This window comes from Rathayibacter sp. VKM Ac-2754 (assembly GCF_009807095.1).
Lineage (GTDB): Bacteria > Actinomycetota > Actinomycetes > Actinomycetales > Microbacteriaceae > Rathayibacter.
Window position 1 is genome coordinate 521959 of the sequence record NZ_WUCC01000001.1, and the last position, 24958, is coordinate 546916.

A 24958-nucleotide genomic window follows, 5' to 3' on the forward strand; every position below is an offset into this window, starting at 1 on the left:
CGAGACGCCGCTCCGGCACGCCTGTCGCGGCGCGCCCTCCGCCCGGGCAGAGCCTCGCGGGGGCGGTCAGCGGAGGGTCGCGCGGGCGGCGGCGGTGATCGCGGCCGCGACGCGCTCGAGGCTCGGAGTGCGCAGCGCCCACTGCTGCCAGTAGAGGGGGACGTCGACGGGGGCGCCGCCGAGCGCGACCAGTCCTGGCGCGCCGACGGGGGCCTGCAGCTCGGGCAGCATCCCCCAGCCCAGGCCGAGCCGGACGGCCGCCTCGAAGTCGGTGGAGCCCGGCACGCGGTGCTGCGGCGGCAGCGCCTCGACCCCGTTCGCCTGCAGGAACCGCTCCTGCAGGCGGTCCTTCTCGTCGAAGACGACGGCCGGCGCGAGGTCGAGGGCCGCGAGGTCTCCGGAGGGGAACCAGCGCTGGGCGAACGCCGGCGCGGCCATCGCGCGGTACCGCATCACCCCGAGCGGCGTGACGGTGCAGCCGAGGACCGCCTCCGCCTCCGCGGTGACCGCGGCGAGCACGGTGCCGTCGCGGAGGAAGCCCGCGGTGTGCTCCTGGTCCTCGCGGTGCAGCTCGAAGACGACGTCGGGCACGCCCGCGAGCGCCGGCAGCACCCAGGTCGCGAGGGAGTCGGCGTTCACCGCGAGCGGGACGGGGACCGGACCCGCGGCGTGCGCCCCGCCATCGAGGGCTCGCACCGCGTCCTCGGCGAGGAGCTCGATCTGGCGCGCGAGGCGGAGCAGCCCGGCACCCGCCTCCGTCGCCACGACCGGCCGCGACCGCACGAGCAGCACCCGGCCGGCCGCCGACTCGAGCGCCTTGATCCGCTGGCTGAGCGCCGAGGGCGTGATGTGCAGCGCCCGGGCGGCCGCGTCGAAGGAGCCGTGCCGGACGGCGGCGGCCAGTGCGCGCAGGCGGGAGAGGTCGAGATCGTCGGTGAGCATCAGTTCTGCTTACGCTACTGAAGGAGCATGAGCTGGTCTACAGACGGTGACGCCCGTACCGTCGAGCCGTGTCCTCCCTCCTCGCCGCCGTGTCCGGCCTCGGCTTCGGCCTCTCGCTCATCATCGCCATCGGCGCGCAGAACGCCTTCGTGCTGCGGCAGGGCCTGCGGCGCGAGCACGTGCTCGCCGTCGTCGCGATCTGCGCCCTCGCCGACGCGACGCTGATCATCGTCGGCATCGCGGGGATCGGAGCGGTGCTCGAGTCGGCGCCCTGGCTCCTCGTGGTCATCCGCTGGGGCGGGATCCTCTTCCTCCTGGCCTACGCGTTCCTCGCGGCGAAGCGGGCGCTTCGGCCGGGCGTCCTCGAGGGCGATCCGGCGGGCGCCTCCACGTCGCTCCGCACCGCGATCGGGACCTGCCTGGCGCTGACGCTGCTCAACCCGCACGTGTACCTCGACACCGTGGTGCTGCTCGGCTCGGTCGCGAACACGCACGGCGACGAGCGCTGGTGGTTCGGCGCCGGCGCGGCGCTCGGCAGCGTGCTCTGGTTCACGGCGCTGGGCGTCGGGGCGCGGGCGCTGCGACCGCTGTTCCGGAGTCGCGGGGCCTGGCGGGTGCTCGACGCGGGGGTCGCCGTGGTCATGGTGGTGCTGGCGGTGTCGCTCGCGCTGAGCTGAGCACAGGAGGGCTGCACGAGGCCCGGGCGCGCGGTCGCCGGGCTCGTGAGCGCGGCTCAGGCGCGCAGCGACCGGCTCGTGAGGATCCAGACGAGACCGACCGCGACCAGCGAGAGCGACTCGGCGACCGAGGCGATCGCGAACAGCGCGAAGAGCACCTCCTGCGACGGGACCGCGACGAAGAGTCCGGGGATCGACGTGAGGACGCCGCCGAGCACGTGCACGGCGAGCGCCACGATCGCTGCGACGACCGCGCGAGGCGGGACGGAACGGGAGGCGGCGAGCGCCGCGAGGGCGAGGGCCGCCGCGACGACGGACAGCGCGAGGATCACGCCGGAGAGCCCCGACGAGCCGACCATGAGGCCGAGGGAGCCGCTCACCCGAGTGAGCAGTCGGACGACCGGTCCGAGCACCAGCAGCACGGCGAACGCGACCAGGGCCGCTCGCCCGCGACGGCCGACCAGGCCGCCCTCGGCGTCGGCGCCCCGGGCGAGGACGACCGCGGCCGAGCCGAGGAGCCCTGCGAGCAGGATCGGAGCGACCCGGCCGGCGCCGACGAGGCCCAGCGGCATGAAGGAGAGCACGATCTCGAGGAGCCCTCTGACTCCCACGAGGACTCCGGCGAGGCGCAGCGTCGCTCCGCGCGAACGGACGGATGGTCTGGGTGCAGTCATGCGAGCCCTCCCCCGGGGTCGGCGGCCACGCTACCCGACACGCGTGGATCTGGTGCTGGTGCAGTTGTTCTACTAACATTGCAAACATGTTGTTCCGCGTCGACCACTCCTCGCCGCGCTCCCTCGCCGACCAGCTCGAGACGCAGGTGCGCACCGCCGTCGCCGCCGGCACGCTCTCGGCGGGCGACCGCCTGCCTCCGGCCCGCGAGCTCGCCGACTCGCTCGGCATCAACATGCACACCGTGCTGCGGGCCTACGGCTCTCTGCGCGACGACGGCATCATCCAGATGCGGCGCGGCCGGGGCGCGTGGGTGACGGAGTCGGCCGGCCCGGGCCTCGTGCGCGTCACCGCCCTGGTCGACCAGCTGCTCGCAGAGGCCCGCCGCAGCGGGATCAGCTCCGCCGACCTCGTCCGCCTGATCGAGAGGACCACCCCATGACCGCTCAGCTCCGGAGCCGGCTCGCCGCCGCCTCCCTCCTGCTCCCCGCCCTCGGCGTCGTCGCCTCGAAGATCGCGCTGGCCGACCGACTCCCCGAGACCCTCGCCTCGCACTGGTCGGACACCGGCGCGGCCGACGACACGATGACTCTCGGCGCGACGCTCGCCCTGTCACTCGTGATGGCGGGCGCGGCCGCCCTCGCGGGGATCGTGCTCGTCGCGCTCGGCCGAGCACACCGCCTCGTCCTCGGCACCGCGGGTCTCGTCGCCGGACTCGGGGCGGCGACCTGGGCGACCTCGGTCGGCACGACCCTGTCGGCCGGATCGGCCGAGGGCGCGGTGCTCGGGCCGTGGCTGCTCGTCCTGCTGGGCGGGAGCCTGTACGCCGTCGTGCCCGCCCTGATCGCTCCGCCCACCACCCGCGAGCCCCGCGCAGCCGTCGAGCGCCTCCCGCTCGGCAGCTCCGAGACGGGCGCCTGGTCGTCGACGATCACCGGCCGCGTCTTCGCGCTGGTCGGCGTCGCGCTCATCGGCTCGGCCGTGCTCGCCACGTCGACCCTGCTGGCCGAGGGGGCCGTCGGACCGGCTGTCGCCATGGCGGTGGTGCTCGGCGGCAGCGCGATCGTCGTCCTCGCCTTCACCCGCCTCCGGGTGACTGCCGACCGCCGAGGTCTCCGGGTCACGTCGCGGGTGCTCGGCATCCCGCTCCGCCGCATCCCGCTGGCCGACATCGCCTCGGCGAGCACGGCGCACCTCCGCCCGGCGGAGTGAGGCGGCTGGGGCTACCGGATGACGCCCGGCCGCTCCGCGCTGATCCTCGCGGCCGGCCCCGGTCTCGTGATCACCACGGCGAACCAGCGCGAGTTCGCGATCAGCCTGCGCGACCCCGAGACGCCGGCGGCCCTGCTGGAGACGCTGCGGGCGCGGGGCTGAGCTGCACCGGCCGACCCTCGTCTCCCGGATCCCTCAGCAGATCCGGCTTCTGCCCCGGCCTTCTGACGGTCGTGGATCTTCGCGGGCTGCTCGATCAGCAGGGGGGGTGCCACTCAGAAGAAGCAGCTTCCCCCAGGAGGCCGCGCGGCCTCAGCTCTCGACGACCGGCAGCTCGGCGACGGCGACCGTCGCGCCCGACTCGTCGGTGATCTCGATCGCGGACACCGACTCGCGCAGCACGGCGGCGTTCATCTCGCAGTCGATCTCGACCTCGCTGCCGAGGAACGAGCCGGAGGACAGCCGCTCCCCCGCGTCGGTGACGAGGACGAGGTCGTAGCTCTCGCCGACGTCGAAGCCGCTCGCCCGCAGCAGCGTCTCGGTGCCCCAGGTGTGCGCGATCAGCGACCCGTCGAGCTCGATCCCGTCGGGAGCGCCGTCGAAGGCGATGGTCTCGACCGCCCCGAGATCGCCGGGCGCGCCCTCGACGGGGCGGTCGCCGAGCACGTGCAGGGCCGAGCCGCCGACGGCGCCCACCGCGAGGCAGGCCGCCGCGGCGCCGATCAGCAGGGCGCTGCGACCGCGGGCGATCGGGGCGACGCCGGCGATGCTCTGGATGCGCCGGCGCAGGTCGTCCGACGGTGCCGCCTCGTCCCACCCGCGGACCCGGCGGAGATCGGCGAGCACGACTCCGAAGCCCGCGAGCTCGCGGTCGATGCTCGGGTCGGCGGCGCGCAGCCGGTCGAGCTCCGCGCCCTCGCTCGGAGACAGCTCACCGGCGAGGGCCGCGGCGATCAGCTCCTCCCGCCGCCCGCCCTCGCGGGGGTCGTCGGTGTCGGTCATGATGACTCCTCGGCGGTCGTCTCGGCGTCCGCGAGATGCTCGCGGAGCGCACGCAGGGCGTAGAAGGTGCGGGTGCGCAGGGTCGCGATCGGCACGCCGGTCGTCGCGGAGACCTCGGCGTAGCTCTCGCCGCGCACGTGCACGGCGATCACGACCGCGCGGTGCTCGACGCTCAGCCGCGCGAGCGCCTCGAGCATCATCAGCGGAACGAGCGGATCGGCCTCGCCGCCGGGCAGGTCCTCGAGGACCTCCGCGGCGACCAGGCGAGGGAGCCGCTGCACCGAGCGGTGCACGTCGATCACGACGTTCCGGGCGATGGCGAACAGCCAGGTCCGCAGGCTCGCGCGCTCGGCCGAGTAGCCGTCCCGTGCGCGCCAGGCGCGGAGGAACGTCTCCTGCACGCAGTCCTCCGCGAGCTGCCGGTCGCGCAGCGCGTTGATCGCGAAGCCGAGCAGGGCGGCGCCGTGCTCGTCGAAGGCGGCGGAGAGGTCGAACGGGGCGGACGGGCCGAGGCGCGTCCGGCGGCGCCGCGGGTCGGGCTGGGTCACGGCCGGCCCCTCTCGTCGTCGCCTCGTCGCCACGGGCGCGATCATCGCCGGTGCTGTCACCACTGCGCCCTCCTCGTCGGAACCGGCGGTCCGTCATCAGGGAGTACGAGCGCGCGGCCCCTCCCGTTCACCACAGGGGCAGTCCCACGATCCTATGAAGGAAATCTCAGATCGCTCTGAACGCGCGGAGCGTCATCGCGTCCCGCGTCCGAGCCGCGGATCGATCCGTCGGAGAAGACCCGTGCGATCGATCCGCACGGGTCGTCTTCGACGGATCGATCGCTAGGGTCTGTTGAACAAGATCCCACGTGCTCCGTTCGTCGGCGGTCTCTTGTTCAACAAGCCCTAGAGGCGCGAGCGGAGGTCGTGCACCCGCGAGCGGATGTCGTCGCGCACCAGCCGCATCCGCTCCATCCCCTCGATGCCGCGCTCGGAGGGCTCGTCGGTGATCCAGGTCTCGTAGCGCGGACCGGGCACCTCGGTGACCGACGCCTCCGCGCCGAGGACGACCACGACATCCGCCGCCCGCAGCATCTCGTCGGTCAGCGCCTTCGGGTGCTCGTCGCCGAGGTCGATGCCCAGCTCCGTCAGCGACTCGACCGACTGGGCGTTCAGCGCCTCCCCGGGCGCCGTGCCCGCCGAGACGACCACGACCTCGTCGCCGGCCAGATCACGGAGGAGGGCGGCGGCCAGCTGCGACTTGCCGCCGTTCTTGCGGCAGACGAACAGGACGTGCGGGAGGGAGTCGCTCATGCGCCACACCGTACCGGCGCGCGCGTCAGAGGGTGACCACGAACTTCTCGGCGCGGGCCCCCGCGCGCAGCCGCACGAGCGCCTCCGGGATCGCGGCGAGGCCGTGGCCGACGACCCGCGCCTGCGGAGCCGCGCGGTGGCGGCCGTCGGCGAGCGCCCCAGGGAGATAGGCGTTCCAGACGCCTGGGCCGACCGGGGTGTCCTTCGGGCTGCCGCCCCAGATCGCCGTCACCCGCACGCCGCGGCGGCGGGCGAGCGCGGCGCGCACGGTGGTCACCGGAGTCGGGTGGGCCGAGGCGATGCGCCGCATCCCGCCCGCTCCCCTGGCCGAGTCGACCGCGAGAGCGATCGGCAGCGATCCGCTCGCCACCGCCAGGGTGCCGACGAGCTCGTGGCCGTCGAGCACCCGCACCAGCTGCGCGACGGCATCGGAGTCGTGGTAGTCGACGACCGCCTCGGCACCGAGCTCGCGGAGCAGCTCGGCGTTGCTCCGCGAGGCCGTGGCGACGACGCGGTGGCCGGCGCTCCGGGCGAGCTGCACGGCGTTCATCCCCACGCTGGTCGCCGCTCCGAGCACGAGCACGGTCGTCCCCCGCTCCGCGGCCTCGGCGCTCGGGAGCTCGAGCGCGAGCTGGTCGGTCTCGAACAGGCCGGCGGCGGCCGTCGTCAGCGCGAGCGGCAGCACGGAGGCGTCGGCGAACGAGAGCGCGTCCGGGATCCGCGCGCACAGGGTGGCGAGCAGTGTCACGTGGGTCTGGAAGGCGCCCTCGGCGGGCGAGTTCCGACTCCGCTCCGCCCCGACCGCGAAGCCGGTGACCCGGTCGCCGACGGCGAGGACGGTGACACCCGGGCCGACCGCGACCACGTCGCCCGCGACATCGGTGCCGAGGACGGCCGGGTAGCTCAGCCAGGGGTAGACGAAGCCGCGAGCGACGCCGTTCACCGCGTCGACCGGATTGACGGCGACGGCGCGCGCACGGACGACCACCTCGCCGGAGCCAGGGGTCGCCACCGGAGCCTCGCCCACCTCGAGCGAGCCGAAGCGGCTCCGCAGCCAGAGGGCCTCGGGCGCGGCCATCAGAGGGCCTCGGAGGGACGAGCGGGGACGGGCGGATGCGGCATGACGACTCCTTCGGGACGGCCTGATGACACGTCATGTCATGAGTGTGCGTGATGACACGGCGTGTCGTCAAGTAGCATGTCCTGCATGACGCGATGGGCTCCGGATGCGGCGAGCCGACTCCACGAGGCGGCCCTCGACCTGTTCCTCGAGCAGGGCTTCGCGGCGACGACCGTGCCGCAGATCGCCGAGCGCGCCGGGCTGACCACGCGGAGCTTCTTCCGCTACTACGCCGACAAGCGCGAGGTGCTCTTCGTCGGTGAGGACGAGCTGCCGGCGGTCGTCGCCCGGGTCGTCGACGAGGCGGACCCCGCCCTGGCGCCGATGGCGGTCATCCACAGCGGACTGCGCTCGGTGGTGCTGCCCCGGCTCGAGCTGTACCGCTCGGAGCTGCTGCGGCGGTGGACGATCGTGCGGACGGACGAGGCGCTGCGCGAGCGGGAGCTGCGCAAGCTCGCGATCATCGACGACGGCGCGACGGCGGCCTTCGCGCGGCGGGGCCTCGCGCCCCTGGAGGCCGAGGTCGCGGGCCGCCTGGCGGTCGCGGTCTACGACATGACGCTCGAGTGGTGGCTCGCCGGCGGGGGGACCGGGTCGCTCGCGGACATCCTCGCCGAGGTGGTCGAGGTCGTGTCGGCGACGGCGCGCCCCTAGAGCGTGATGAGCCCGTCGATCACCGCGCGCGCCACATCCGTGACCCGCGCCTGGTGCGAGCGCGCGCGCTGGCGGAGGAGTACCCAGGCGGTGTCCAGGTCGACCTGGCGGGTGTGGGCGATGACCCCCTTCGCCTGCTCGATCAGCACCCGGGCGTCGAGGGCGTGCTGCAGCTGGTCGCGGGCGACCGACGCCTCGCGGATCGCGCGCTCCTGGAGGAGCCGATCGTCGCGATGTCGGCGATGGTCTGAGCCGATCGCACGTCCTCGGCACTCAGCTCACCGCATGCGTCGCGGAAGAAGTCGAGCGATCCGATCGTCCTCCTGCGCAGGCGCAGCGGCACCGCGTGCACCGACTGGTAGCCGAGCTCGGTGACCCCGGGCGCGAAGTCGGGCCAGCGGCGCGCGATCTCGTCGACGGAGCCGGCGGTCACGACCTCGCCCGAGTCGTAGGAGTCGAGGGACGGGCCCTGACCGGTCGAGAGCTGCAGGGCCTCGATGACGCGCAGTCGCTCGCTCGTGGCGGCCATCACGACCAGCTCGCCCTTCGGCTCGGCGAAGAGGATGCCGACGTCGACCGCCTCGCAGATGTCGGAGCTGCGCTCGACGAGGACGTGCAGGAAGTCGACGATGTCGAAGTCGTCGACGAGCGTGTCGGCAGCGATGGTCAGCGTCTCCAGGAGCAGCTGCTCTCGCACGGCGATCATCCGGAACTCCCCTCGGACGCGGCGGCGTGTGTGGGGACTCACCGTCTCCGAGGCGCGCGGTGGGCGGCGACCCGGGGGCGCTCATCGGGCGAGGAACCGCCCCCGCTCCACGATCAGCCGACGGAGGTGCGTCGCCAGCAGCAGGCGCTCGACGACGCGGCCCGCGGGCCCGAACCCCACGGAGAACCGCACGCGGTCGATCATCACCGAGCCGTTCGCGGCCTGCTCGAAGCGGTGCTCGTGCCGGAAGGTCCGGAACGGTCCGCTGGTCTGCTCGTCGACGAAGCTGCGCGGGGCGTCGACGGCGGTCACCGTGCTCGTGAGCGTGAACGGCAGGCCGAAGTGCCGCGCGCGGAACGTCACGTGCTCGCCGAGGCCGATCAGCCCGGTGGTGACTCCGCCGATCGCCCGCTCGCGCGCCCCGGCCTGGGAGGCGCGGTGCAGATCGATGTCGCGCGCCCGGTCGAACATCTCGGCGGCCGGGCGGGCCGACGCGGTGCGGCACTCGAACGAGACGGCCACGCGCTAGACCTCGTCGTGAGTGATCTCGAGGTGGCTGCTCATGGCCGAGGTGTGGGAGAGACCGGCGCTGTCGTGACCCTCGTCGTCGCCCGCCGGCTCGACGCCGGCGCCGCCTCCGCTGCCGAGCAGCAGTCGCGTGAGCGCCTCGCCCGAGGAGAGCAGCGCGTCGAGCGCGCCGGCCAGGTCGTCGTCGTCGGGCGTCGCGCCGCGGAGGGCCGCCGAGAGCACGCTGCGGCGCATCAGCTCCTTGGCGAACGAGCCGGTCGTGCCGTCGGCGCGCTCGGCGGCCCGATCGAGGGCCGCGTCGCTGAAGGGCAGTGACGCCGCGTACCGGCGGAAGAGCCGCCTCCGTGCCGCCGGACCGGGCAGCGGGATCTCGACGCCCAGGTCGACCCGCCCCGGGCGCGCGGCGAGGGCGCGCTCGAGCACCTGGACCCGGTTCGTCGTCATCACGAACGCCACATCCGCGTCGCCGTCGAGCCCGTCGAGGGCGTCGAGCACCTCGAACAGCAGGGGCTGCGGGCTGTGGGTGCGCTCCATGGCGACGAGGTCGATGTCCTCCAGCACGACGAGCGAGGGCTGGAACGTGCGCGCGATCTCGGCCGCCGACTGGATGAACTGGATGCTCGACCCGGTGAGCAGCACCGCCGTCACGCCGGGCGTCCGCGTGAGGAGGTGCCGGACGGTCAGCGTCTTGCCCGTGCCGGGAGGGCCGTAGAGCAGCAGCCCGCGCTTGAGGTGCTGACCGGCCTCGAGCAGCTCGGCGCGGTGCTCGCCGATCCCCACCACGTGGTCGACGACGCTCTCGAGCACGCCCTCCTCGAGGACGACGTCGCCGGCCGGGACCTCGGGCCGCGCGAGGAAGGTGGCGCCCGCGTGCTGCCCGTACTCGGTGGCCGAGAACGAGAGCACCTGCCCGCGCAGCACGCTGTGCTCGACCATCAGCTCGTGCAGGCGCCGGAGGAACCCCGGCACGACGCTCTCGTCGGCCGCGATCACCTCGAGAGACGCCGTCGACCGGCCGAACTGGGGCGCCGCGTCGCGCTGGAGGACCGCGACGGGCGACCCCTCGATGCGGAGCAGGCGCACCCCGAAGGCGACCACTCGCCTGCTGGTGTCGGGGCCGGTCGCACGGGTCGCGTACGTCACCGGGCCGGGCGCGAAGCGGGTGTGCGGGCTGCCGAGCAGCTCGCCGATCGCGGAGTGGAAGCGCTGCTCACCGCCGCCGACGCCCAGCACGGCCGGCGCCTCCTGCCCCGCGAGGATCTCGAGGGCGAGGTCGGCGTCGACCAGGCGGTGCGGAGCGACCTCCTCGGTCATGACGGCGAGCCCGGTCGCGTCGACGCCCAGGAACTCGCTGACGGCGTCGCCGAGCGGAGTGCGCGCTGCGGCCTGCTCGGAGCCCTCGAGCGCCTCGATGCGCTTGAGGTAGCGGGCGACGGCCCGCATCAGCTCCCGGTCGGTGTCGTCCAGTGGCACGGGTCCGGTCCTCTCGGTCTTTCTGGGGGAACGCTAGCGGTGACCGAGGTGGATGTCGCTCCTCCACAGGGCCCTCCCGGGGGCGGGCCGTCCGGTTCGAGCGGGGAGGGCGGATGCGCTGCCGCGGCCCCTGATTGACTCGCGGCATGACGGAATCGGGAACGGCAGCGGCCTCGGAGGTGACGCCCGGCCTGGTCGGGGAGCTCACCGATCTCGCGGCGCTGCTCGGCCGGTCGTCGGGTCAGGTCCTCCTCGCCCGGGCCGCGGCACTGCACGCGGCCTATCGGGCGGCACGCGCCATCCCGGAGGCGTTCGCGGGCGGCCGCACCCTGACCTCCAGCGAGGCGACCGACCTCGTCGAGCGGTCGATCCGGGCCGAGCTGGCGGTCGGGCTGGGGATGTCGGAGCGGCAGCTGGCGCGCACGCTCGAGCACGCGATGCTGCTGATCGACGAGCTGCCCCACACCCGCGACGCACTCGCCAAGGGCCGGATCCTCTGGGAGTCGAGCGAGGTGATCTGCAGCGCGGCCGCGACCCTGCCGCCCACGGCACGCGCCGCATTCGACGAACGCGCGGTCGACGCAGCCCTCACCGCCACCCCGACCCAGCTGCGGAGGGCCACGGCCCGGCTCCGGGACGAGCTGCACGAGCAGCCCCTCGCCGAACGCCACCTCCGCGCACGCGAGGACCGGACGGTCTGGATCAGACCGGAGATCGACGGCATGGCCACCCTGTGCGCGATGCTGCCCGCACCCGTCGCGGCCGGGGTGTTCCACCGCCTCGACCGCATCGCCCGCACCCTCCGCGGCGACGACCTCACCGGCGAGGACCGCACCCTCGCCCAGCTGCGAGCCGACGCCCTCGCCGACCTGCTCTGCGAGGGCGACGTGCTCGGCACCACCCCGGTCAGCGACGAGAACGACGCCCCACCGACGTTCGTGCCCGGAGTGCAGGCCGAAGTGCGGCTCACCCTCGCCGCGACCACCGCCACCGGACTCGACGACGCCTCCGCCGACCTCGACGGCTACGGACTCGTCCCCGCCGACATCGCGCGAGAGCTCGTCGGCGTCGGAGCCAGCTTCACCCGCGTCCTGACCGAACCCGACACCGGCGCCGTCGCCTCCGTCGGCCGCACCCACCGTGTCCCACCCCCGCAGATGCGCCTCGCACTGCAGCTGCGCGACCAGACCTGCCGCTTCCCCGGCTGCACCCGGCCGGCATCGACGGCGGAGGCCGACCACACCGTCGAGTGGCGGAACGGCGGCGAGACCTCGCTCGAGAACCTCGCCTCGCTCTGCACGGCGCACCACCACGTGCGTCACGGCGACCGCTGGACCTACGTCCTCCGCCCCGACGGGGCCGCCGAGTGGACCACCCCCACGGGACGGCGCGTCACCACCCGGCCGCCGGCTCTCCCGGGTCGCCCGCGCCCGCCGTCCTGACGAGTCCGCTCGAGACGCTCCGTTCGTGCGGGGTGAGGGGTGCGAGACCTGCCGTGCTGACGCCGGGGGGCTCGAGGTGACCGTGCGCGGCCCGTCGACGGGGCTCGCTGATGCGTCGCGCTGCGATCCTCCGACTCCGAGGCTTCACGGCGGGCAGGACCGGTCGACGCCGTGGAATCCTGCAGCTGTCGTGCCGGCGGCGCAACCACCTCTGGCGCGAATCGCCTATCACGGTGACTTTTGGCACCATCGAGGCATGCCGCTCTCCCGCCTCCTGCGTCTCGATCGTCTCGCCGGGTGGTTCGCCCGACTCCCGCGGTCGCTGGACACACCGCCCGCGGCGGTCGAGGCCGGAACCACCACGCTCGTGACCCAGTTCCCGCTCGAGGAGAGCACGCGGGTCGCCCAGTCGCTGCTCGACGGCGGCGGGCTGAAGGCGGGGCAGACGGTGATGATCGAGGGCCATCGGGCGATGACCGTCACGGTGGAGGAGCAGAAGGTCGTCCTGGTTCCTCGCGAAGAGACAGCGGAGGCTCAGAAGTCCGCAGAGAACACAGGACCAGAGAAGACCGCGGCACCTCAGAGGACCGCAGAGCCCGTCGAGCCGCCGACGCCGTCCTGATCGCTCCGCTTTGCACGCCCGCTCGGGCCGCGCAAGTGCCAGACAGCCCGACCGCCCTGTGGTCGCATGGGATCCGTCGCGCTCACGCGACATCGATCGAGGAGCCCGCATGTCCCCGAGTGCCGCCGACACTCCCACCCTCTTCGCCCTGCACGGCCTGGGCCTGAGCCGCCGTCTCTTCGAACCGCTCATCCGCGAGCTCGAGGACGCGTTCGACGTGGTCGCGATCGATCTGCCCGGCTTCGGCGACGAGCGCGACAGCCCGGAGACGTCCGTCGAGCAGATGACGGCGCTCGTCATCCGCCGCATCCGCGAGCGCTCGCCGCAGCGCTGGCTGATCGCCGGCCACAGCATGGGCGGCAAGATCGCCTCCCTGGTCGCCGAGCGGACGATGTCGGGCCGCTCGGGACTGTTCGGTCTCGCCGGTGTCGTGCTGCTCGCCGGCTCACCGCTCTCGCCCGAGCCGATGGACGAGGAGCGCCGCCGCACGATGCTGGGCTGGGTCGACGACGGCCCGCTCGACGAGGAGCAGGCGCGCACGTTCCTCGATCAGAACGTCGGCGCTCCCCTGCCGGCCGCACTCGAGCGCCAGACCCTCGACGATCTGCTGCGCACATCACCCCGCGCGTGGCGCGAGTGGCTCGAGACCGGGAGCCGCGTCGACTGCTCGGGCGGCGCCTCCGCCGTGCCCGCCCTGCTCGTCGCGGGCGGCGCGGACGAGGACCTCGGCGAGGACGCCCAGCGCCGCACCAACGGCCGCACCTATCCGCGCTCGCGCCTCGTCACGCTCGAGGGTGCCGGTCACCTGCTCCCCCTCGAGCGCTCGGTCGAGGTCGCCGCTGCGATCCGCGAGTTCTGGGCGGAGGAGGCCGGCACCGCACCGTTCGTCCCCGCCGATGCCGCCCGCGCCATCGCCTCGGCGCGGACGAGCAGCCGAGTGCGCGCCGTCCTCGCCGACCGCGCGCTGGCCGACGATCCGCACTACGCGCCACAGGCCCTCACGGCCGCCCAGCTGACCACCCTGCGGGCCATCGCCGCCCAGGTGGTGCCGCAGGACGGCCCCGCCATCGATCTCGCCGCGCGCGTCGACGCGCAGCTCGCCGAGGGCCGCGGCGACGGCTGGCGCAGCGCCGAGCTGCCCGCGGATCCCGTCGCCTACGGGTTGGCGCTCGACGCCCTCGCCGGGTTCGAGTCGGCCGCCGACCAGGACGCCGCCCTCCGCGACCTCGGCAGCCGCTCCCTCGGGTCCCTCTCGGCGGAGCAGCTCAGCGCCTGGTTCGAGGACTGCCGCGTCGACCTCGTGCGGCAGTGGCTCGCGCACCCCGCGTCCCTCGCGCGTGTCGGCTACGACGGCTACGCGACCGGAGGCGACACCGCCCTCATCCCCGGCTTCCGCCTGCTCGGCGCAGACGAACGGGAACCCTGGGAGCCGAGCACGGGGAGTCACCGATGAACACCGCAGGAATGCGCCGCTTCGACCTGGACGAGATCGTCGACGCCGTCGTGATCGGCACGGGCGCGGGCGGCGCGCCGCTCCTGTCCGCGCTCGCCGCGCGGGGTCTCCGCGTCGTCGCGCTCGAGGCGGGCCCTCACGTCGATCCGATCGACTACACCGCCGACGAGGACGAGGCCACCCAGATCAACTGGATGGAGGAGCGCCTCAGCGGCGGCGCGACTCCGACCGCCTTCGGCCCGAACAACAGCGGTCGCGGAGTCGGCGGCTCGACGCTGCACTGGGGCGCGTTCACGCCGCGTCCCGACCCGCGCGATCTGCTGCTCCGCTCCGAGTCGGGCGTCGGCCGCGACTGGCCTGTCTCGCACGCCGAGCTCACGCCTTACCTCGAGCAGGTGGAGGCGACCATCGGCGTCTCGGGCCCGGCCGACTACCCCTGGGATCCCTCCCGGCGCTATCTGCAGGGCCCGGTCGACCGCAACGCGTCGGCCGACATGATGCTGCGGGGCTGCGAGACGCTCGGGATCCGCGCCACCGACGCTCCGGCGGCGGTCCTCAGCGGAGGCAGGCACCAGAGCGACTTCGGCGAGCGCCCGGCGTGCGTCAACTGCGGACAGTGCCATCAGGGCTGCCGGACCGGCGCGAAGGCGAGCATGGAGAACACCTACCTGCCGCAGGCCGTGCGGGCGGGAGCGGAGATCCGCGCGGAGTCGTTCGTGCACGGCATCGAGCTCGACGCCGCCGGTCGTGTGAGCGCCGTGGTCTACACCGCGGGCGGCGTCGAGCGCCGGCAGCGCTGCTCGGCGCTGTTCCTCTGCGCGGGCGGAGTCGAGACTCCGCGTCTCCTGCTGCACACGGGCCTCGCGAACAGCAGCGGTCAGGTCGGCCGCAACTTCCTGGCGCACGGCGCGACGCAGGTCTGGGGCACCTTCGAGAGCGAGATGCGGGGCTACCGCGGCTACCCCTCCTCCGTGATCACCGAGGACACGGTGCGCCCCGCCGACGCCGACTTCGCGGGCGGCTACCTCATCCAGAGCCTCGGCGTGATGCCGGTGACCCTCGCCACCTCTTTGGTGCGCGGCGGCGGCCTGTGGGGGCGCGAGCTGGTCGACGCGCTCGACGGCTACCGGTTCATGGCCGGAGTCGGCATCAACGCCGAGTGCCTGCCCGCGGACGGCAATCGCCTCGAGCTGATCGATGAGCTCGACGAGCACGGGGTGCCGAAGGCGCGCATCTCGTTCTCGGCCGGCGCCAATGAGGAGGCGATCGACGCGCACGCGATCCGCACGATGACCGCCATCGTCGAGGCGGCGGGGGCGACGAGCACCCGCGTGCTGGCGCGCACCGCGCACACGCTCGGCACCTGCCGGATGGGGACGGACCCGGGCGACGCGGTGATCGACTCCGATGGCCGCAGCTTCGACATCCCCAACCTCTGGGTCTGCGACAACTCGGTGTTCCCGAGCGCGCTGATCGCCAACCCGGCACTCGCGACGATGGCGCTGTCGCTGCGCACGGCGGATCGCTTCCTCGCGCAGGTCTGACGCGCGGGATGCCGCTCCGGTGCGCGACACGCCTGCGGGTGCGTACCGGAGCGGCACCTCGCGAGGCGTGCGCCGCAGGGTTTACACGTTCGAAACCGCTCAGAAACGCCGGGACTTCTGCGCAGGGTTGAGTGGGGGTGACGCCTCCGACAGCACGGGGGCGCGCACCTCGACCTCTCGGAGCCCGCCATGCCCCAGTCCCGCACCCGGTCACGCCTCGGACGCGCCATCGCCCTCGGCGCCACCGTCGCAGCCGCCCTCTCCCTCGTCGCCTGCTCGGGAGCGAGCGAGGCCGACTCCTCCGGAGGCGGCGAGACCGTCACCGTGACCGTCGGCACCCTGCGCGGCCAGCCGCACTTCTACCAGCCGTTCCTCTACGAGCAGTTCGCCGAGGAGGGCGTCGAGTTCGAGGTCATCACGCTCGACACGACCCCGGCGCTCTCGGACGCGCTCGTCGCCGGCACGATCGACTTCGCGATCTCGGGCGTCACGCCGACCATCTCGTCGATCGCCCAGGACCGCGACCTCAAGATCGTCGCCTCCGCGGCCGACGGCGGATCGGGCTTCATCGGCGGCGAGGGCATCTCGTCGGTCGAGGACCTCGCCGGCAAGAAGGTCGGCTACATCCAGGGCAGCGCCCAGGAGGTCGCCCTCCGCTACTACCTCGAGCAGGCCGGACTCACCGACTCCGACCTCGAGCTGACCACGATCCCCGTGCCCGAGATGGCGTCGGCGTACACGACGGGCTCGATCGACGCCTTCTTCGGCGTCGAGATCGGCGTCTCGCTGGCCGAGGCGGCCGGCGGCACCGAGATCGCCGACCCGTACGACACTCCGATCGGCCGCGTGAACATCGGCCTGGTGACCACCGGCGCGATGATCGAGGAGCAGCCCGAGGTCGTGCAGAAGGTCGTCGACACCCACGCGGCGACCATCGACTACATGAACGACAACGTCGACGAGTGGCTGCCCGAGATGATCTCGGAGTTCGGCGGCGACCAGGAGGTCCTCGAGTCGGCGCTCGAGAACTTCTGGCTCCGCTCCGACCTGACCGAGGAGTACCAGGGCCAGCTCGAGGCGCTCGCGACCCAGATGCAGGAGCTCGGCTTCATCGACGAGGCGCCCGCGATCGCCGACGTCGTCGACACGAGCTTCGCGCCCACGTCGTGACGACCACCGCCGAGCCGTCGACGTCGACCGAGCGGCTCTCGACGACCGCGAATCGGCGGCGGCGGCCCGGCCGCTCGGGCTGGACCACGTTCCTGCTCGGCCTGCCCGTCCCGATCCTGTTCGTGCTGCTCTGGCAGTTCGGCCGGGCGGGCGAGTGGGAGCTGCCCTTCGGCATCCGGATGGCGTTCCTGCCCTACCCGGGCGACGTGCTCGTCTCGCTGATCGACTACGCGTTCGCAGGGCTCCGCAATGACGCGTTCAGCGGCGGCCTGTGGGCCGACCTCGGCGCGAGCGCGGGACGCGTGTTCGGCGGCTTCGCGCTGGCGACCGTCATCGCGATCCCGCTCGGCGTGCTGATGGGCCGCTACTACGTCGTGAACTCGCTGTTCGACCCGTTCATCAACCTGTTCCGGCCGGTCCCGGCGACCGCCTGGGTCCCGCTCGTGGCGCTGCTGATCGGCTACGGCGACCAGGCGTCGATCTTCCTGATCACGCTCTCGGCGTTCTTCCCGATCGTGCTCGGCACCATCAGCGGCGCGCGCCAGGTGCCGCCCCGGCTGATCGAGGCGGCACGGATGCTGGGCACCGGCACCGCGGGCGTCCTCGCGCGGGTCGTGCTGCCCGCCTCCGCCGCCGCGATCGTGAACGGCATGCGGGTCGGCCTGGGGCTCGCCTGGGTCGTGCTGGTGCTCAGCGAGACGACCGGGGTGAGCACGGGCCTCGGCTCGACGATCTTCCTCGCGCGCGACGTCGTCCGCACCGACCTGATCGTGGTCGGGATGATCTGCATCGCGATCGCGGGCTTCGCCTCCGACCGCCTGCTCCTGCTCCTGTTCCGCGTGCTCTTCGGCCGCCGGCCGCTCATCAAGTGAGGCCCTCATGACACTCGCCACCGTCCGCACCGCGGACGTCCACGTGCTCGATCTCGTCAAGCGCTACGAGACGGCGACCGGTGGCGTGCTCGCCATGGCCGACGTGACCCTCGACATCCCCTCGGGCGAGTTCGTGGCCGTCGTCGGCGCGAGCGGCTGCGGCAAGTCGACGCTGCTGCGCATCCTCGCCGGGTTCGAGGAGGCGACGGAGGGAGTGGTCGAGGTCGGCGGCGTCCCCGTGGCCGCACCGGGCCCCGATCGCGGCGTGGTGTTCCAGGACTACGGGCTGTTCCCCTGGCTGAGCGTCCGCGAGAACGTCGCCTACGGGCCGCGCCGCAAGAAGCTCTCGAAGACGGCCGTGGCGGAGGTGACCGACCGCTTCATCGAGGCGGTGCGGCTGACGCGCTTCGCCGACCGGTTCCCGGGCGAGCTCTCCGGAGGCATGCAGCAGCGGGTCGCGATCGCCCGCGTCCTCGCGAACGAGCCCTCGGTGCTGCTGATGGACGAGCCGTTCGGCGCGCTCGACGCGCTGACCCGCTCCGACCTGCAGGCCGAGCTCAAGCGCATCCACCGCGAGACGCGCACGACCGTGCTGTTCGTCACGCACTCGATCGAGGAGGCGGTCTACCTCGCCGACCGCGTCGTCGTGATGACCGGGGGCGCCTCGCACGGCGTCCCCGGCCACATCAGCGAGATCGTGCCGATCGCCCTCCCCGAGGAGCGCGACGTGACGACTCCGGAGTTCAACGAGTACAAGCGCCGGATCTCGGAGCTCGTGCACGCGCCGGTCTGACGCGCGTCAGAAGTCGGTGCCGCGGCTGAGCGCCTCCCACTCGTCGGCCTCGGCGAGCAGGGCGCCCAGCGCGGTGCGGAACGCGTCGGACGCGTCGGTGCCGAGCAGCAGCAGCGACGGGGTCGACTCCGACTCCACCACGCGGATCAGCGCGGCCGCCGCCTTCGCGGGGTCGCCGCTCTGGGTGCCGTGGACGGTGTCGTTCTCCTTGCGGCGCTTGCCCGCCGTGTCGGCGTAGTCGGCGATCGGCTGCGACGACTGCGTCAGGGAGCGGCCCGCGAAGTCGGTGCGGAACCCGCCGGGCTCGACCGAGAACGCGGTGATGCCGAGCGGTGCGACCTCCTTGCGGAGCGAGAGGGTCAGCGCCTCGATCGCGGCCTTGACGGCGGCATAGTAGCCCGAGCCCTCGGGTGAGATGCGCGCGCCGATCGAGGACAGGTTCACGATCGTGCCGGAGCGGCGGGCCCGCATCCCGGGCAGCACGGCCTTCACGGTGCGCACAGTGCCGAAGAGCTGGGTGTCGAAGAGCTGCTGCACATCGGCGTCCTCGCCCTCCTCGACCGCGGCGCGGTAGCCGTAGCCCGCGTTGTTGACGAGCACGTCGACTCCCCCGAAGCGCTCCTCGGCCGCGGCGACGGCGGCGACGACCTGCGCGTCGTCGGTCACGTCGAGGGCCAGCGCGAGGGCGGAGTCGGGGTACGACTCGGCGATGTCGCGCACCGACTCGACGTCGCGGGCGGTGACGACGACGTCGTGCCCATGGGCGAGGACGGCGGTCGCGAGGGCGCGGCCGAGCCCGGTGGAGCAGCCGGTGATGAGCCAGGTGGTCATGGCGGTCCTTCTTCCTCGTGGCGCCCGGTGCGGGCGAGCCTCCAGTGCACCGCACGGCCGCCCTCGAGCGACAGGGGTGGACGACCCGGCCCTAGCGGCGCGACTCGACGAGCAGGATCACCGCCGCCAGCACCGCGCCGACGAGTGCGCCGACCGTGTTCATGAACCAGTCGTCGGTGTCGCACGAGCGGCCGAGGTCGGGGAGCAGGGCCTGGACGAGCTCGATGAGGGCCGAGAGCCCCGAGACCGCCGCCGCGACGAGCACCGGACGGCGGATCCGGAGGGCGGCGAACAGGGTCAGGGGTAGGAGCATCGCGATGTTCGCCAGGGTGTCGAGCCCCTGGAACGGGACCGAGAACTGCACGGTGCAGAAGGCCGGCGCCCGGTTGTCCTCGGGCGAGAGGGCCACGGCGAGACCTGCGACGAGGGCCAGGGCGGCCAGGACTGAGAGGGCGCGACTCCGGCCCGCACGCACGAGCAGCCACCCGAGCACTGCGCTCGCCGCGATCGCGACCCAGAACAGGACACGGACGAGCGCGGCGTTCTCGACGAGGATCGTGCTGATCACGGCGACCGCCTCCTCCTCGCGACGTTCTGCAGGCTAGCGGCCCCTGCGGGCCTCCGCAGCGTTTACACCTCTCGCACCGGGGCGACACACGGTCGAAACAGAGCACTCCTAGGGTTGAACCAATCAATTCACTTTCGGCGCTCGGCCGAAGTGAGCAATCCGAGCGGAGCCGGTGGCCATGTCTCTCAGCACCCCCTCAGCGGTCTCGATCCGCGGGGCCGAGAAGGTTTTCACCCTCGGTCGCGGCAAGACGCTCCAGGCCCTCGCCGAGATCGACATCGAGGTCGCCGACGGCGAGTTCGTCGCGATCATCGGCCCCTCCGGCTGCGGCAAGTCGACGATCCTCCGGCTCGCGGCCGGTCTCGACAGCCCCACCTCCGGCTCCGTCGAGATCTACGGCAGCGACCCGCACCGCCTCGCGCAGCAGCACCGCCTCGGCGTCGCGTTCCAGGAGCACGCCCTGCTGCCGTGGGCGTCGGTGCGGGCCAACATCGCGCTGCCGTTCCAGGTCGCCGGCCGCAAGGTCGACGACGCCCGCGTCGACGAGCTGATCCGGCTCGTCGGACTCACCGGCTTCGAGAACGCGCGGCCCAAGCAGCTCTCGGGAGGCATGCGCCAGCGCGCGTCGATCGCCCGCGCCCTCGCGCTCGGTCCCGACCTCCTCCTGCTCGACGAGCCCTTCGGCGCCCTCGACGCCGTCACCCGGCGCCGGATGAACGCCGAGCTCGCCCGCATCTGGGGCGAGGAGCGCATCACCACGATCCTCATCACGCACGACGTCGACGAGGCGCTGCTGCTCGCCGACCGGGTGATCGTCATGACCGGCCGACCCGGCCGCGTCCGCACCGTGCGCGACGTCGACTTCCCACGCCCGCGCGACGCCGCGACGACCCGGACGGCCGAGTTCCACGAGCTGGTCGACGAGCTCACCGCGCTCCTGGATCACGCCGAGACGGTGCCGCAGTGACCCGCCCGAAGGTGCTCTACGGGATCGGCGGCGCGCTCCTCCTGCTGGTCATCGCGGAGCTGATCGGGCGGTTCGGACTCGCCGGGCGCGCCTGGCCGCCGCTGACCGACGTCCTCGCCTACCTCGCCACGCCGGCGGGCTGGAGCCTGCTCTGGCGGAACGGCGTCGTGACCCTCACCGCCGCGGCGCAGGGCCTCCTCCTCGGAGTCGTCGTCGCCGTGGTCGGTGCCGCCCTCGCCCTGGTCGTGCCGGCTCTGCGTCCGGGCTTCGACCGCTTCGCGGCGATCCTCAACGCGTTCCCGACCATCGCCCTCGCACCACTGCTCATCACGACCGTCGGCCGCGTGGACACCCCGCTCGTGATCGCCGCGCTCAGCGTCGGCTTCGTGATGTTCGTCACCATGACCTCGGCCTTCTCGACCGGATCGGCCGCGCACTCCGACGTCTTCACGGTGCTCGGCGCGAGCCGGATGCAGCGGCTGCGGCGCCTCGAGCTCCCTCGCGCCGTCCCGGCGTTCTTCGACGGGCTGACCATGAGCGCGCCCGCCGCCATCCTCGGTGCCACGATCGGCGAGTGGTTCGGAGCCCCGCGCGGGCTCGGCCTCCTGCTGGTCAGCGCGATGCAGAACTACCAGATGGCGCTGCTGTGGTCGGCGGCGCTCGTCGCGACGGTCTTCTCGCTGGCCGCGTACCTCGTCCTCGTCCAGCTGCAGCGCCTCGCCGTCGGGAGGTTCGCATGAGCCGCATCCTCCGCGGGCTGGTCCACCTCTGGCCGATCCTGCTCGTCCTCGTCGCCTGGGACGCCTGGGTCGTGCTCAACGGCTACACCGCCACGGTGGCCCCGCGCCCCTGGCCCGTGATCTCGGACGTCGTGCTCGGCTTCGGCGCCTACCTGCCGTCGGTGTCCTACACGCTCGGCGTCGCACTGGTCGGCCTGGTCGGCGGCACCGCCGTGGGCTTCCTCGCCGCGATCCTCGTCTGGTCCTCGGCTGCGATCTCGGGAGTCGTCACTCCGGCCGCGCTGATCATCCGCTCGGTGCCGATCACCGCGATGATCCCGATCATCGCCCGGATCGTCGGCTACGGCGACCCCGCCGTCGTGACCTCGACCGTGCTGATCTGCTTCTTCCCCGCGTTCGTCTTCACCCTCTCGGGTCTCGCCGCGATCCCCGCGGCCGGGCGCGACCTCTTCCGGGTGCTCGGCGCGGGCCGGCTCCAGCTGCTCGGTCGCCTCGGCATCCTCTACGCCCTGCCGAACCTGATGGTCTCGGTGCGCATCACGGCCCCCACGGCCGTCCTCGGCGCGATGCTCGCCGAGTTCCTGATGGGCGCCAACGGCCTCGGCGCCCTGTTCTCCGAATCGCGGAGCTACATGGACATGGAGCGGTCGTGGGGCGTCGCCCTCGTCGCGACGGTCGTGTCCGTCCTCGTCTTCCTCGCCGCCCGCGGCGTGGAGCACCGGGTGGTCGCTCGCGTGAGCTGAGCGCCGCCTCCGAACCCCGTTCCTCCCACCCACCGCTCCGCATGCGGTCCCCCGGCATGCGCACACCCCCAAGGAGTCCCATGTTCCGCTCCCCCTCCCCGCGCCGCGTGCGCATCGCAGGCATCGGCCTGGTCGCCGCCGTCGCCGCCGCCCTCTCGGGCTGCTCGGGCGCCGCCACCGCCGAGGGCGACGACGACCTCACCACCGTGCGCGTCTCGCTCGGCTGGATCACCAACGTCGAGTGGGCCGGCTTCTGGCTCGCGGACAAGAACGGCTACTACGCCGACCAGGGCCTCGACATCGAGTGGATCGGCGGCGGCCCCAACGCGCCGACCACGATGGCGACCGTCGCGGCGGGCGACGCCGATCTGGGCGTCGAGCCCGGTGTGCAGGGCTGGCTCTCCAGCTTCGCGGACGGCAACGACTGGACCGCGGTCGGCGCCGTCTTCCAGGACAGCCCCGCGTCGATCGTCTCGCTGGCGGACGACCCGGTCACCTCGGCCGAGGACCTCGTCGGCCAGACCGTGCTGGGCCAGGAGGGCACCCAGATCGACTACGACGCCGTCTTCCGCGTCGCCGGCCTGGAGCCCGACTACGAGTTCATCCCCGCGGGCTTCGACATCGCGCCGCTCGTCGACGGCCAGGGCATCGCCTACACGGCGTACGCCACGAACCAGCCGATCACCCTCGAGGAGCAGTACGGCCTCTCGCCCGACGACTACGTGGTGACGCTCTACAGCGACCTGGGCCTGCCGACCTACGGCAACGTGATCTACGGCGACTCCGGCTACATCGAGGGCGACTCCGACGTCGTCGAGGGCTTCCTCGCCGCGTCGCTGCGCGGCTGGGAGGAGAACGGCGACGACCCGGCCGTCGCCGCACAGCTCGCGGTGGACGAGTACGGAGCCGACCTCGGCCTCGACCTGACCCAGCAGACCCGCGAGAACACGCTGCAGCAGCCCCTCGTCGTCGGCACCACCGGTGACCCGCTGCTCTCGATGAGCGTCGACCGCATGACCGACGAGATGTACCCGGGGCTCGAGGCCGCAGGCTACGACGACCTCCCGGCACCCGCCGACTTCATCGACACGACCTACCTCGACGCGGCGCGCGCCGAGGTCGAGTGACCGGCACCCGCACGAACGACCAGCACCGCACGACCGACCAGCACGGAGAGCGCACCATGACGACCGTCGACACCCCCGCCCGCGACCTCAGAGCCCTCCCCAAGGGCCACCTGCACCTGCACATGGAGGCCGCGGTCCGGCCCGAGTCGCTCACCGCCATGGCCGACGCCCTCGGCATCGAGGCCCCGACGACCACCGTCTTCAGCGGCTTCAGCCAGTTCGACACGGTCTACCGGACCCTGCTCGCCGTGCTGCAGGAGCCGGCGCACATGGAGCGCCTGATCGACGAGATCTTCGAGGATCAGGCCGCCGACGGCGTGGTCTACCTCGAGCTCGGAGTCGACCCGTCGTTCTACGTGGAGCGCTACGGATCGCACGCCGCGGCCCTCGAGGTCATGCTCCGGCACGCCCACGCCGCCTCCCGCCGCCACGGCGTCGCCTTCGGGTTCATGGTGACCATCGACCGCACGGGCACGGTCGAGGACTCCCTCCTGATCGCACGGGCCGCGGCCGATCTCGCCGGCCGGGGAGTCGTCTCCCTCGGCCTCGCGAGCGACGAGCGCGGGCACCCCGGTGCGAGATTCGCGGAGGCGTTCGCGCTCGCGAAGGAGGCGGGCCTGCACTCGACCCCGCACGCCGGAGAGCTCGTCGGCCCGCCCGCGATCCGCGAGGCGATCGACGTGCTGCACGCCGACCGGATCCTGCACGGCGTGCGGGCGATCGAGGATCCCGCGCTCGTGGCCGAGCTCGCCGAGCGGGGCATCCCGCTCGACGTGTGCCCGACGTCGAACGTGCTCCTCGACGTCGTCGACGCGATCGGCGACCACCCCCTGCCGCGACTGCTCGCGGCCGGGGTCCGCTGCTCGATCAACGCCGACGACCCGATCATCTTCGGCCCCGAGATCCTGGCCGAGTACGAGCTCTGCCGCACGGCACTGGGGCTCACCGACGCCCAGCTGGCCGACTGCGCGTGGACCTCGATCGAGACCACCGCGGCTTCCGAGGAGGTGAAGGCGGCGGCACGTCGGCGCATCGACGAGTGGCTGTCCTGAGCGGCGCCGCCGCGCACCGTGAGCGCCTGCGGGCGCCCGGTAGGGTCGGGGGCGTGGCGGGGACGGCGGAGCGGGATCGGCTGCTCGAGCTGGTGGTCGACCGGATCCTCGACGAGAGCATGATCCAGATGAGCCTCAGCGGCATCGCCCGCAGCATCGGCTCGAACAACCGGATGCTGCTCTACTACTTCGGCTCCCGCGAGGACCTGCTCGACGAGGCGGCGGTGCGCGCCTTCGAGCGCTTCCCCCGCCTCCGCGACCTCTTCGTGCGCCTCGCCGAGCCGGGCGACTTCGAGGCCCGCATGCTCCGCGCCTGGACCGAACTCTCGGCGCCCGAGCACCTGCCCTACCTGCGGCTGTACTTCCAGCAGCTCGGAGTCGCGATCCACGCGAGTCACGTCTGGGCGCCGTTCCTCGCGCGATCGGCGACCCAGTGGCTCGACGCCCTCGACACGCAGCTGCGGGCCGACGGCTTCGACGCCGAGCGGAGCCGCACCGCCGCCATCGAGATCCTGTCGCTCTGGCGCGGCCTGCAGATCCTGCTGCTGACGGGAGCGCGGCCGGAGGACCTCGCCGAGAGCTGGGCGATCACCGTCCGCTCGCTCGTCGCCGAGCGGGAGGCGTCGCGCGCAGGCTGACACGCCGACTCGCGGATGCCTGCCCTACCTCGGGTCGCCGTTCGCCAGGTCGATGACGCTCTCGAGGCAGGCGCCGGCCGTGTCGTAGGACGGCAGAACCTGTGGACAG

The 24958-nt window shown here is 73.1% G+C and carries 30 protein-coding genes; 18 read left to right on the plus strand and 12 right to left on the minus strand.

What is annotated here, in order from left to right:
• Window positions 1-66: 66 nt before the first annotated feature.
• Complete coding sequence (locus GRS92_RS02640; protein WP_159852997.1) at window positions 67-942, minus strand: ArgP/LysG family DNA-binding transcriptional regulator; 876 nt, start codon at window positions 940-942, stop codon at window positions 67-69.
• 68 nt (window positions 943-1010) lie between these two features.
• On the opposite strand from GRS92_RS02640, the gene GRS92_RS02645 reads away from it, so the two are divergent.
• Window positions 1011-1619 (plus strand): LysE/ArgO family amino acid transporter, encoded by a 609-nt coding sequence (locus tag GRS92_RS02645; RefSeq protein ID WP_159852999.1) that lies wholly within the window; start codon window positions 1011-1013, stop codon window positions 1617-1619.
• Window positions 1620-1675: 56 nt separating this feature from the next.
• On the opposite strand, the gene GRS92_RS02650 is transcribed toward GRS92_RS02645, so the two are convergent.
• Window positions 1676-2293, minus strand: coding sequence for a hypothetical protein (locus tag GRS92_RS02650; protein ID WP_159853001.1), 618 nt, complete (start codon window positions 2291-2293; stop codon window positions 1676-1678).
• A gap of 86 nt (window positions 2294-2379) precedes the next feature.
• On the opposite strand from GRS92_RS02650, the gene GRS92_RS02655 reads away from it, so the two are divergent.
• Genes GRS92_RS02655 through GRS92_RS02665 form a run of 3 tightly spaced genes read left to right on the plus strand, consistent with a single transcriptional unit; the run spans window position 2380 to window position 3665 of the window.
• Window positions 2380-2733, plus strand: coding sequence for a GntR family transcriptional regulator (locus tag GRS92_RS02655; protein ID WP_159853003.1), 354 nt, complete (start codon window positions 2380-2382; stop codon window positions 2731-2733).
• Window positions 2730-3503 carry a hypothetical protein gene (locus GRS92_RS02660; protein ID WP_159853005.1) on the plus strand — a complete coding sequence of 258 codons (774 nt, stop codon included), beginning with the start codon at window positions 2730-2732 and terminating at the stop codon, window positions 3501-3503. The genes GRS92_RS02655 and GRS92_RS02660 overlap by 4 nt, the downstream gene beginning before the upstream one ends.
• An 18-nt stretch (window positions 3504-3521) precedes the next feature.
• Entirely contained in the window at window positions 3522-3665 is a 144-nt protein-coding gene (locus tag GRS92_RS02665; protein ID WP_159853007.1) for a hypothetical protein, read from the plus strand.
• 150 nt (window positions 3666-3815) lie between these two features.
• Here the strand turns inward: GRS92_RS02665 and GRS92_RS02670 are convergent, their stop codons facing one another.
• The 4 genes from GRS92_RS02670 to GRS92_RS02685 form a co-directional block, all read right to left on the minus strand.
• The gene (locus GRS92_RS02670; protein ID WP_159853008.1) at window positions 3816-4505 is read right to left on the minus strand and encodes a hypothetical protein; all 690 of its coding nucleotides are present in this window, start codon (window positions 4503-4505) and stop codon (window positions 3816-3818) included.
• Window positions 4502-5053, minus strand: coding sequence for a sigma-70 family RNA polymerase sigma factor (locus GRS92_RS02675; protein ID WP_327437419.1), 552 nt, complete (start codon window positions 5051-5053; stop codon window positions 4502-4504). The genes GRS92_RS02670 and GRS92_RS02675 overlap by 4 nt, the downstream gene beginning before the upstream one ends.
• A gap of 345 nt (window positions 5054-5398) precedes the next feature.
• Window positions 5399-5806 carry an arsenate-mycothiol transferase ArsC gene (locus tag GRS92_RS02680; RefSeq protein WP_159853009.1) on the minus strand — a complete coding sequence of 136 codons (408 nt, stop codon included), beginning with the start codon at window positions 5804-5806 and terminating at the stop codon, window positions 5399-5401.
• A gap of 25 nt (window positions 5807-5831) precedes the next feature.
• Window positions 5832-6884: a zinc-binding alcohol dehydrogenase family protein gene (locus GRS92_RS02685; RefSeq protein ID WP_159853010.1), complete on the minus strand. Its 1053-nt coding sequence runs from the start codon at window positions 6882-6884 to the stop codon at window positions 5832-5834.
• A gap of 129 nt (window positions 6885-7013) precedes the next feature.
• Here GRS92_RS02685 and GRS92_RS02690 point away from each other — a divergent pair, with 129 nt between their 5' ends.
• The gene (locus GRS92_RS02690; RefSeq protein ID WP_159853011.1) at window positions 7014-7580 is read left to right on the plus strand and encodes a TetR/AcrR family transcriptional regulator; all 567 of its coding nucleotides are present in this window, start codon (window positions 7014-7016) and stop codon (window positions 7578-7580) included.
• On the opposite strand, the gene GRS92_RS02695 is transcribed toward GRS92_RS02690, so the two are convergent.
• The 4 genes from GRS92_RS02695 to GRS92_RS02710 all read right to left on the minus strand — a co-directional run bounded on the left by GRS92_RS02695 (window position 7577) and on the right by GRS92_RS02710 (window position 10287).
• Window positions 7577-7729 carry an ANTAR domain-containing protein gene (locus GRS92_RS02695; protein ID WP_159853012.1) on the minus strand — a complete coding sequence of 51 codons (153 nt, stop codon included), beginning with the start codon at window positions 7727-7729 and terminating at the stop codon, window positions 7577-7579. The genes GRS92_RS02690 and GRS92_RS02695 overlap by 4 nt on opposite strands.
• Window positions 7723-8286 (minus strand): GAF domain-containing protein, encoded by a 564-nt coding sequence (locus tag GRS92_RS02700; protein ID WP_159853013.1) that lies wholly within the window; start codon window positions 8284-8286, stop codon window positions 7723-7725. Before GRS92_RS02700 ends, GRS92_RS02695 begins: the two co-directional genes overlap by 7 nt.
• A gap of 81 nt (window positions 8287-8367) precedes the next feature.
• A complete protein-coding gene (locus GRS92_RS02705; RefSeq protein WP_159853014.1) occupies window positions 8368-8808 on the minus strand; it encodes an SRPBCC family protein in 441 nt (146 codons plus the stop codon).
• 3 nt (window positions 8809-8811) lie between these two features.
• Window positions 8812-10287 (minus strand): AAA family ATPase, encoded by a 1476-nt coding sequence (locus GRS92_RS02710; protein WP_235021779.1) that lies wholly within the window; start codon window positions 10285-10287, stop codon window positions 8812-8814.
• A gap of 146 nt (window positions 10288-10433) precedes the next feature.
• Here GRS92_RS02710 and GRS92_RS02715 point away from each other — a divergent pair, with 146 nt between their 5' ends.
• The 7 genes from GRS92_RS02715 to GRS92_RS02745 all read left to right on the plus strand — a co-directional run bounded on the left by GRS92_RS02715 (window position 10434) and on the right by GRS92_RS02745 (window position 18183).
• Window positions 10434-11729: an HNH endonuclease signature motif containing protein gene (locus GRS92_RS02715; RefSeq protein ID WP_159853015.1), complete on the plus strand. Its 1296-nt coding sequence runs from the start codon at window positions 10434-10436 to the stop codon at window positions 11727-11729.
• Window positions 11730-11985: 256 nt separating this feature from the next.
• Window positions 11986-12351 (plus strand): hypothetical protein, encoded by a 366-nt coding sequence (locus GRS92_RS02720; RefSeq protein WP_159853017.1) that lies wholly within the window; start codon window positions 11986-11988, stop codon window positions 12349-12351.
• Window positions 12352-12460: 109 nt separating this feature from the next.
• The gene (locus GRS92_RS02725; RefSeq protein WP_159853018.1) at window positions 12461-13804 is read left to right on the plus strand and encodes an alpha/beta fold hydrolase; all 1344 of its coding nucleotides are present in this window, start codon (window positions 12461-12463) and stop codon (window positions 13802-13804) included.
• Window positions 13801-15348: a GMC family oxidoreductase gene (locus tag GRS92_RS02730; RefSeq protein WP_159853019.1), complete on the plus strand. Its 1548-nt coding sequence runs from the start codon at window positions 13801-13803 to the stop codon at window positions 15346-15348. The genes GRS92_RS02725 and GRS92_RS02730 overlap by 4 nt, the downstream gene beginning before the upstream one ends.
• A gap of 189 nt (window positions 15349-15537) precedes the next feature.
• Window positions 15538-16518 (plus strand): ABC transporter substrate-binding protein, encoded by a 981-nt coding sequence (locus tag GRS92_RS02735; protein ID WP_159853020.1) that lies wholly within the window; start codon window positions 15538-15540, stop codon window positions 16516-16518.
• The gene (locus GRS92_RS02740) at window positions 16515-17390 is read left to right on the plus strand and encodes an ABC transporter permease (RefSeq protein WP_159853021.1); all 876 of its coding nucleotides are present in this window, start codon (window positions 16515-16517) and stop codon (window positions 17388-17390) included. The genes GRS92_RS02735 and GRS92_RS02740 overlap by 4 nt, the downstream gene beginning before the upstream one ends.
• Before the next feature lie 7 nt (window positions 17391-17397).
• The gene (locus GRS92_RS02745) at window positions 17398-18183 is read left to right on the plus strand and encodes an ABC transporter ATP-binding protein (protein WP_159853022.1); all 786 of its coding nucleotides are present in this window, start codon (window positions 17398-17400) and stop codon (window positions 18181-18183) included.
• A gap of 6 nt (window positions 18184-18189) precedes the next feature.
• On the opposite strand, the gene GRS92_RS02750 is transcribed toward GRS92_RS02745, so the two are convergent.
• Together GRS92_RS02750 and GRS92_RS02755 are read right to left on the minus strand one after the other, a co-directional pair.
• Window positions 18190-19014, minus strand: coding sequence for an oxidoreductase (locus GRS92_RS02750; protein ID WP_159853023.1), 825 nt, complete (start codon window positions 19012-19014; stop codon window positions 18190-18192).
• A gap of 91 nt (window positions 19015-19105) precedes the next feature.
• On the minus strand, window positions 19106-19582 hold the full coding sequence (locus GRS92_RS02755; protein WP_159853024.1) for a VanZ family protein: 477 nt from the start codon (window positions 19580-19582) through the stop codon (window positions 19106-19108).
• Window positions 19583-19760: 178 nt separating this feature from the next.
• On the opposite strand from GRS92_RS02755, the gene GRS92_RS02760 reads away from it, so the two are divergent.
• The 6 genes from GRS92_RS02760 (at window position 19761) to GRS92_RS02785 (ending at window position 24849) form a co-directional block, all read left to right on the plus strand.
• The gene (locus GRS92_RS02760; protein ID WP_159853025.1) at window positions 19761-20549 is read left to right on the plus strand and encodes an ABC transporter ATP-binding protein; all 789 of its coding nucleotides are present in this window, start codon (window positions 19761-19763) and stop codon (window positions 20547-20549) included.
• Window positions 20546-21289, plus strand: a complete 744-nt coding sequence (locus GRS92_RS02765; RefSeq protein WP_159853027.1) for an ABC transporter permease — start codon at window positions 20546-20548, stop codon at window positions 21287-21289. Before GRS92_RS02760 ends, GRS92_RS02765 begins: the two co-directional genes overlap by 4 nt.
• Window positions 21286-22032, plus strand: a complete 747-nt coding sequence (locus tag GRS92_RS02770; RefSeq protein WP_159853029.1) for an ABC transporter permease — start codon at window positions 21286-21288, stop codon at window positions 22030-22032. The genes GRS92_RS02765 and GRS92_RS02770 overlap by 4 nt, the downstream gene beginning before the upstream one ends.
• A gap of 80 nt (window positions 22033-22112) precedes the next feature.
• Complete coding sequence (locus GRS92_RS02775; RefSeq protein WP_159853031.1) at window positions 22113-23159, plus strand: ABC transporter substrate-binding protein; 1047 nt, start codon at window positions 22113-22115, stop codon at window positions 23157-23159.
• A complete protein-coding gene (gene add, locus GRS92_RS02780; RefSeq protein WP_204162112.1) occupies window positions 23156-24211 on the plus strand; it encodes an adenosine deaminase in 1056 nt (351 codons plus the stop codon). The genes GRS92_RS02775 and add overlap by 4 nt, the downstream gene beginning before the upstream one ends.
• Window positions 24212-24264: 53 nt before the next feature.
• A complete protein-coding gene (locus GRS92_RS02785; protein WP_159853033.1) occupies window positions 24265-24849 on the plus strand; it encodes a TetR/AcrR family transcriptional regulator in 585 nt (194 codons plus the stop codon).
• Window positions 24850-24958 lie beyond the last annotated feature (109 nt).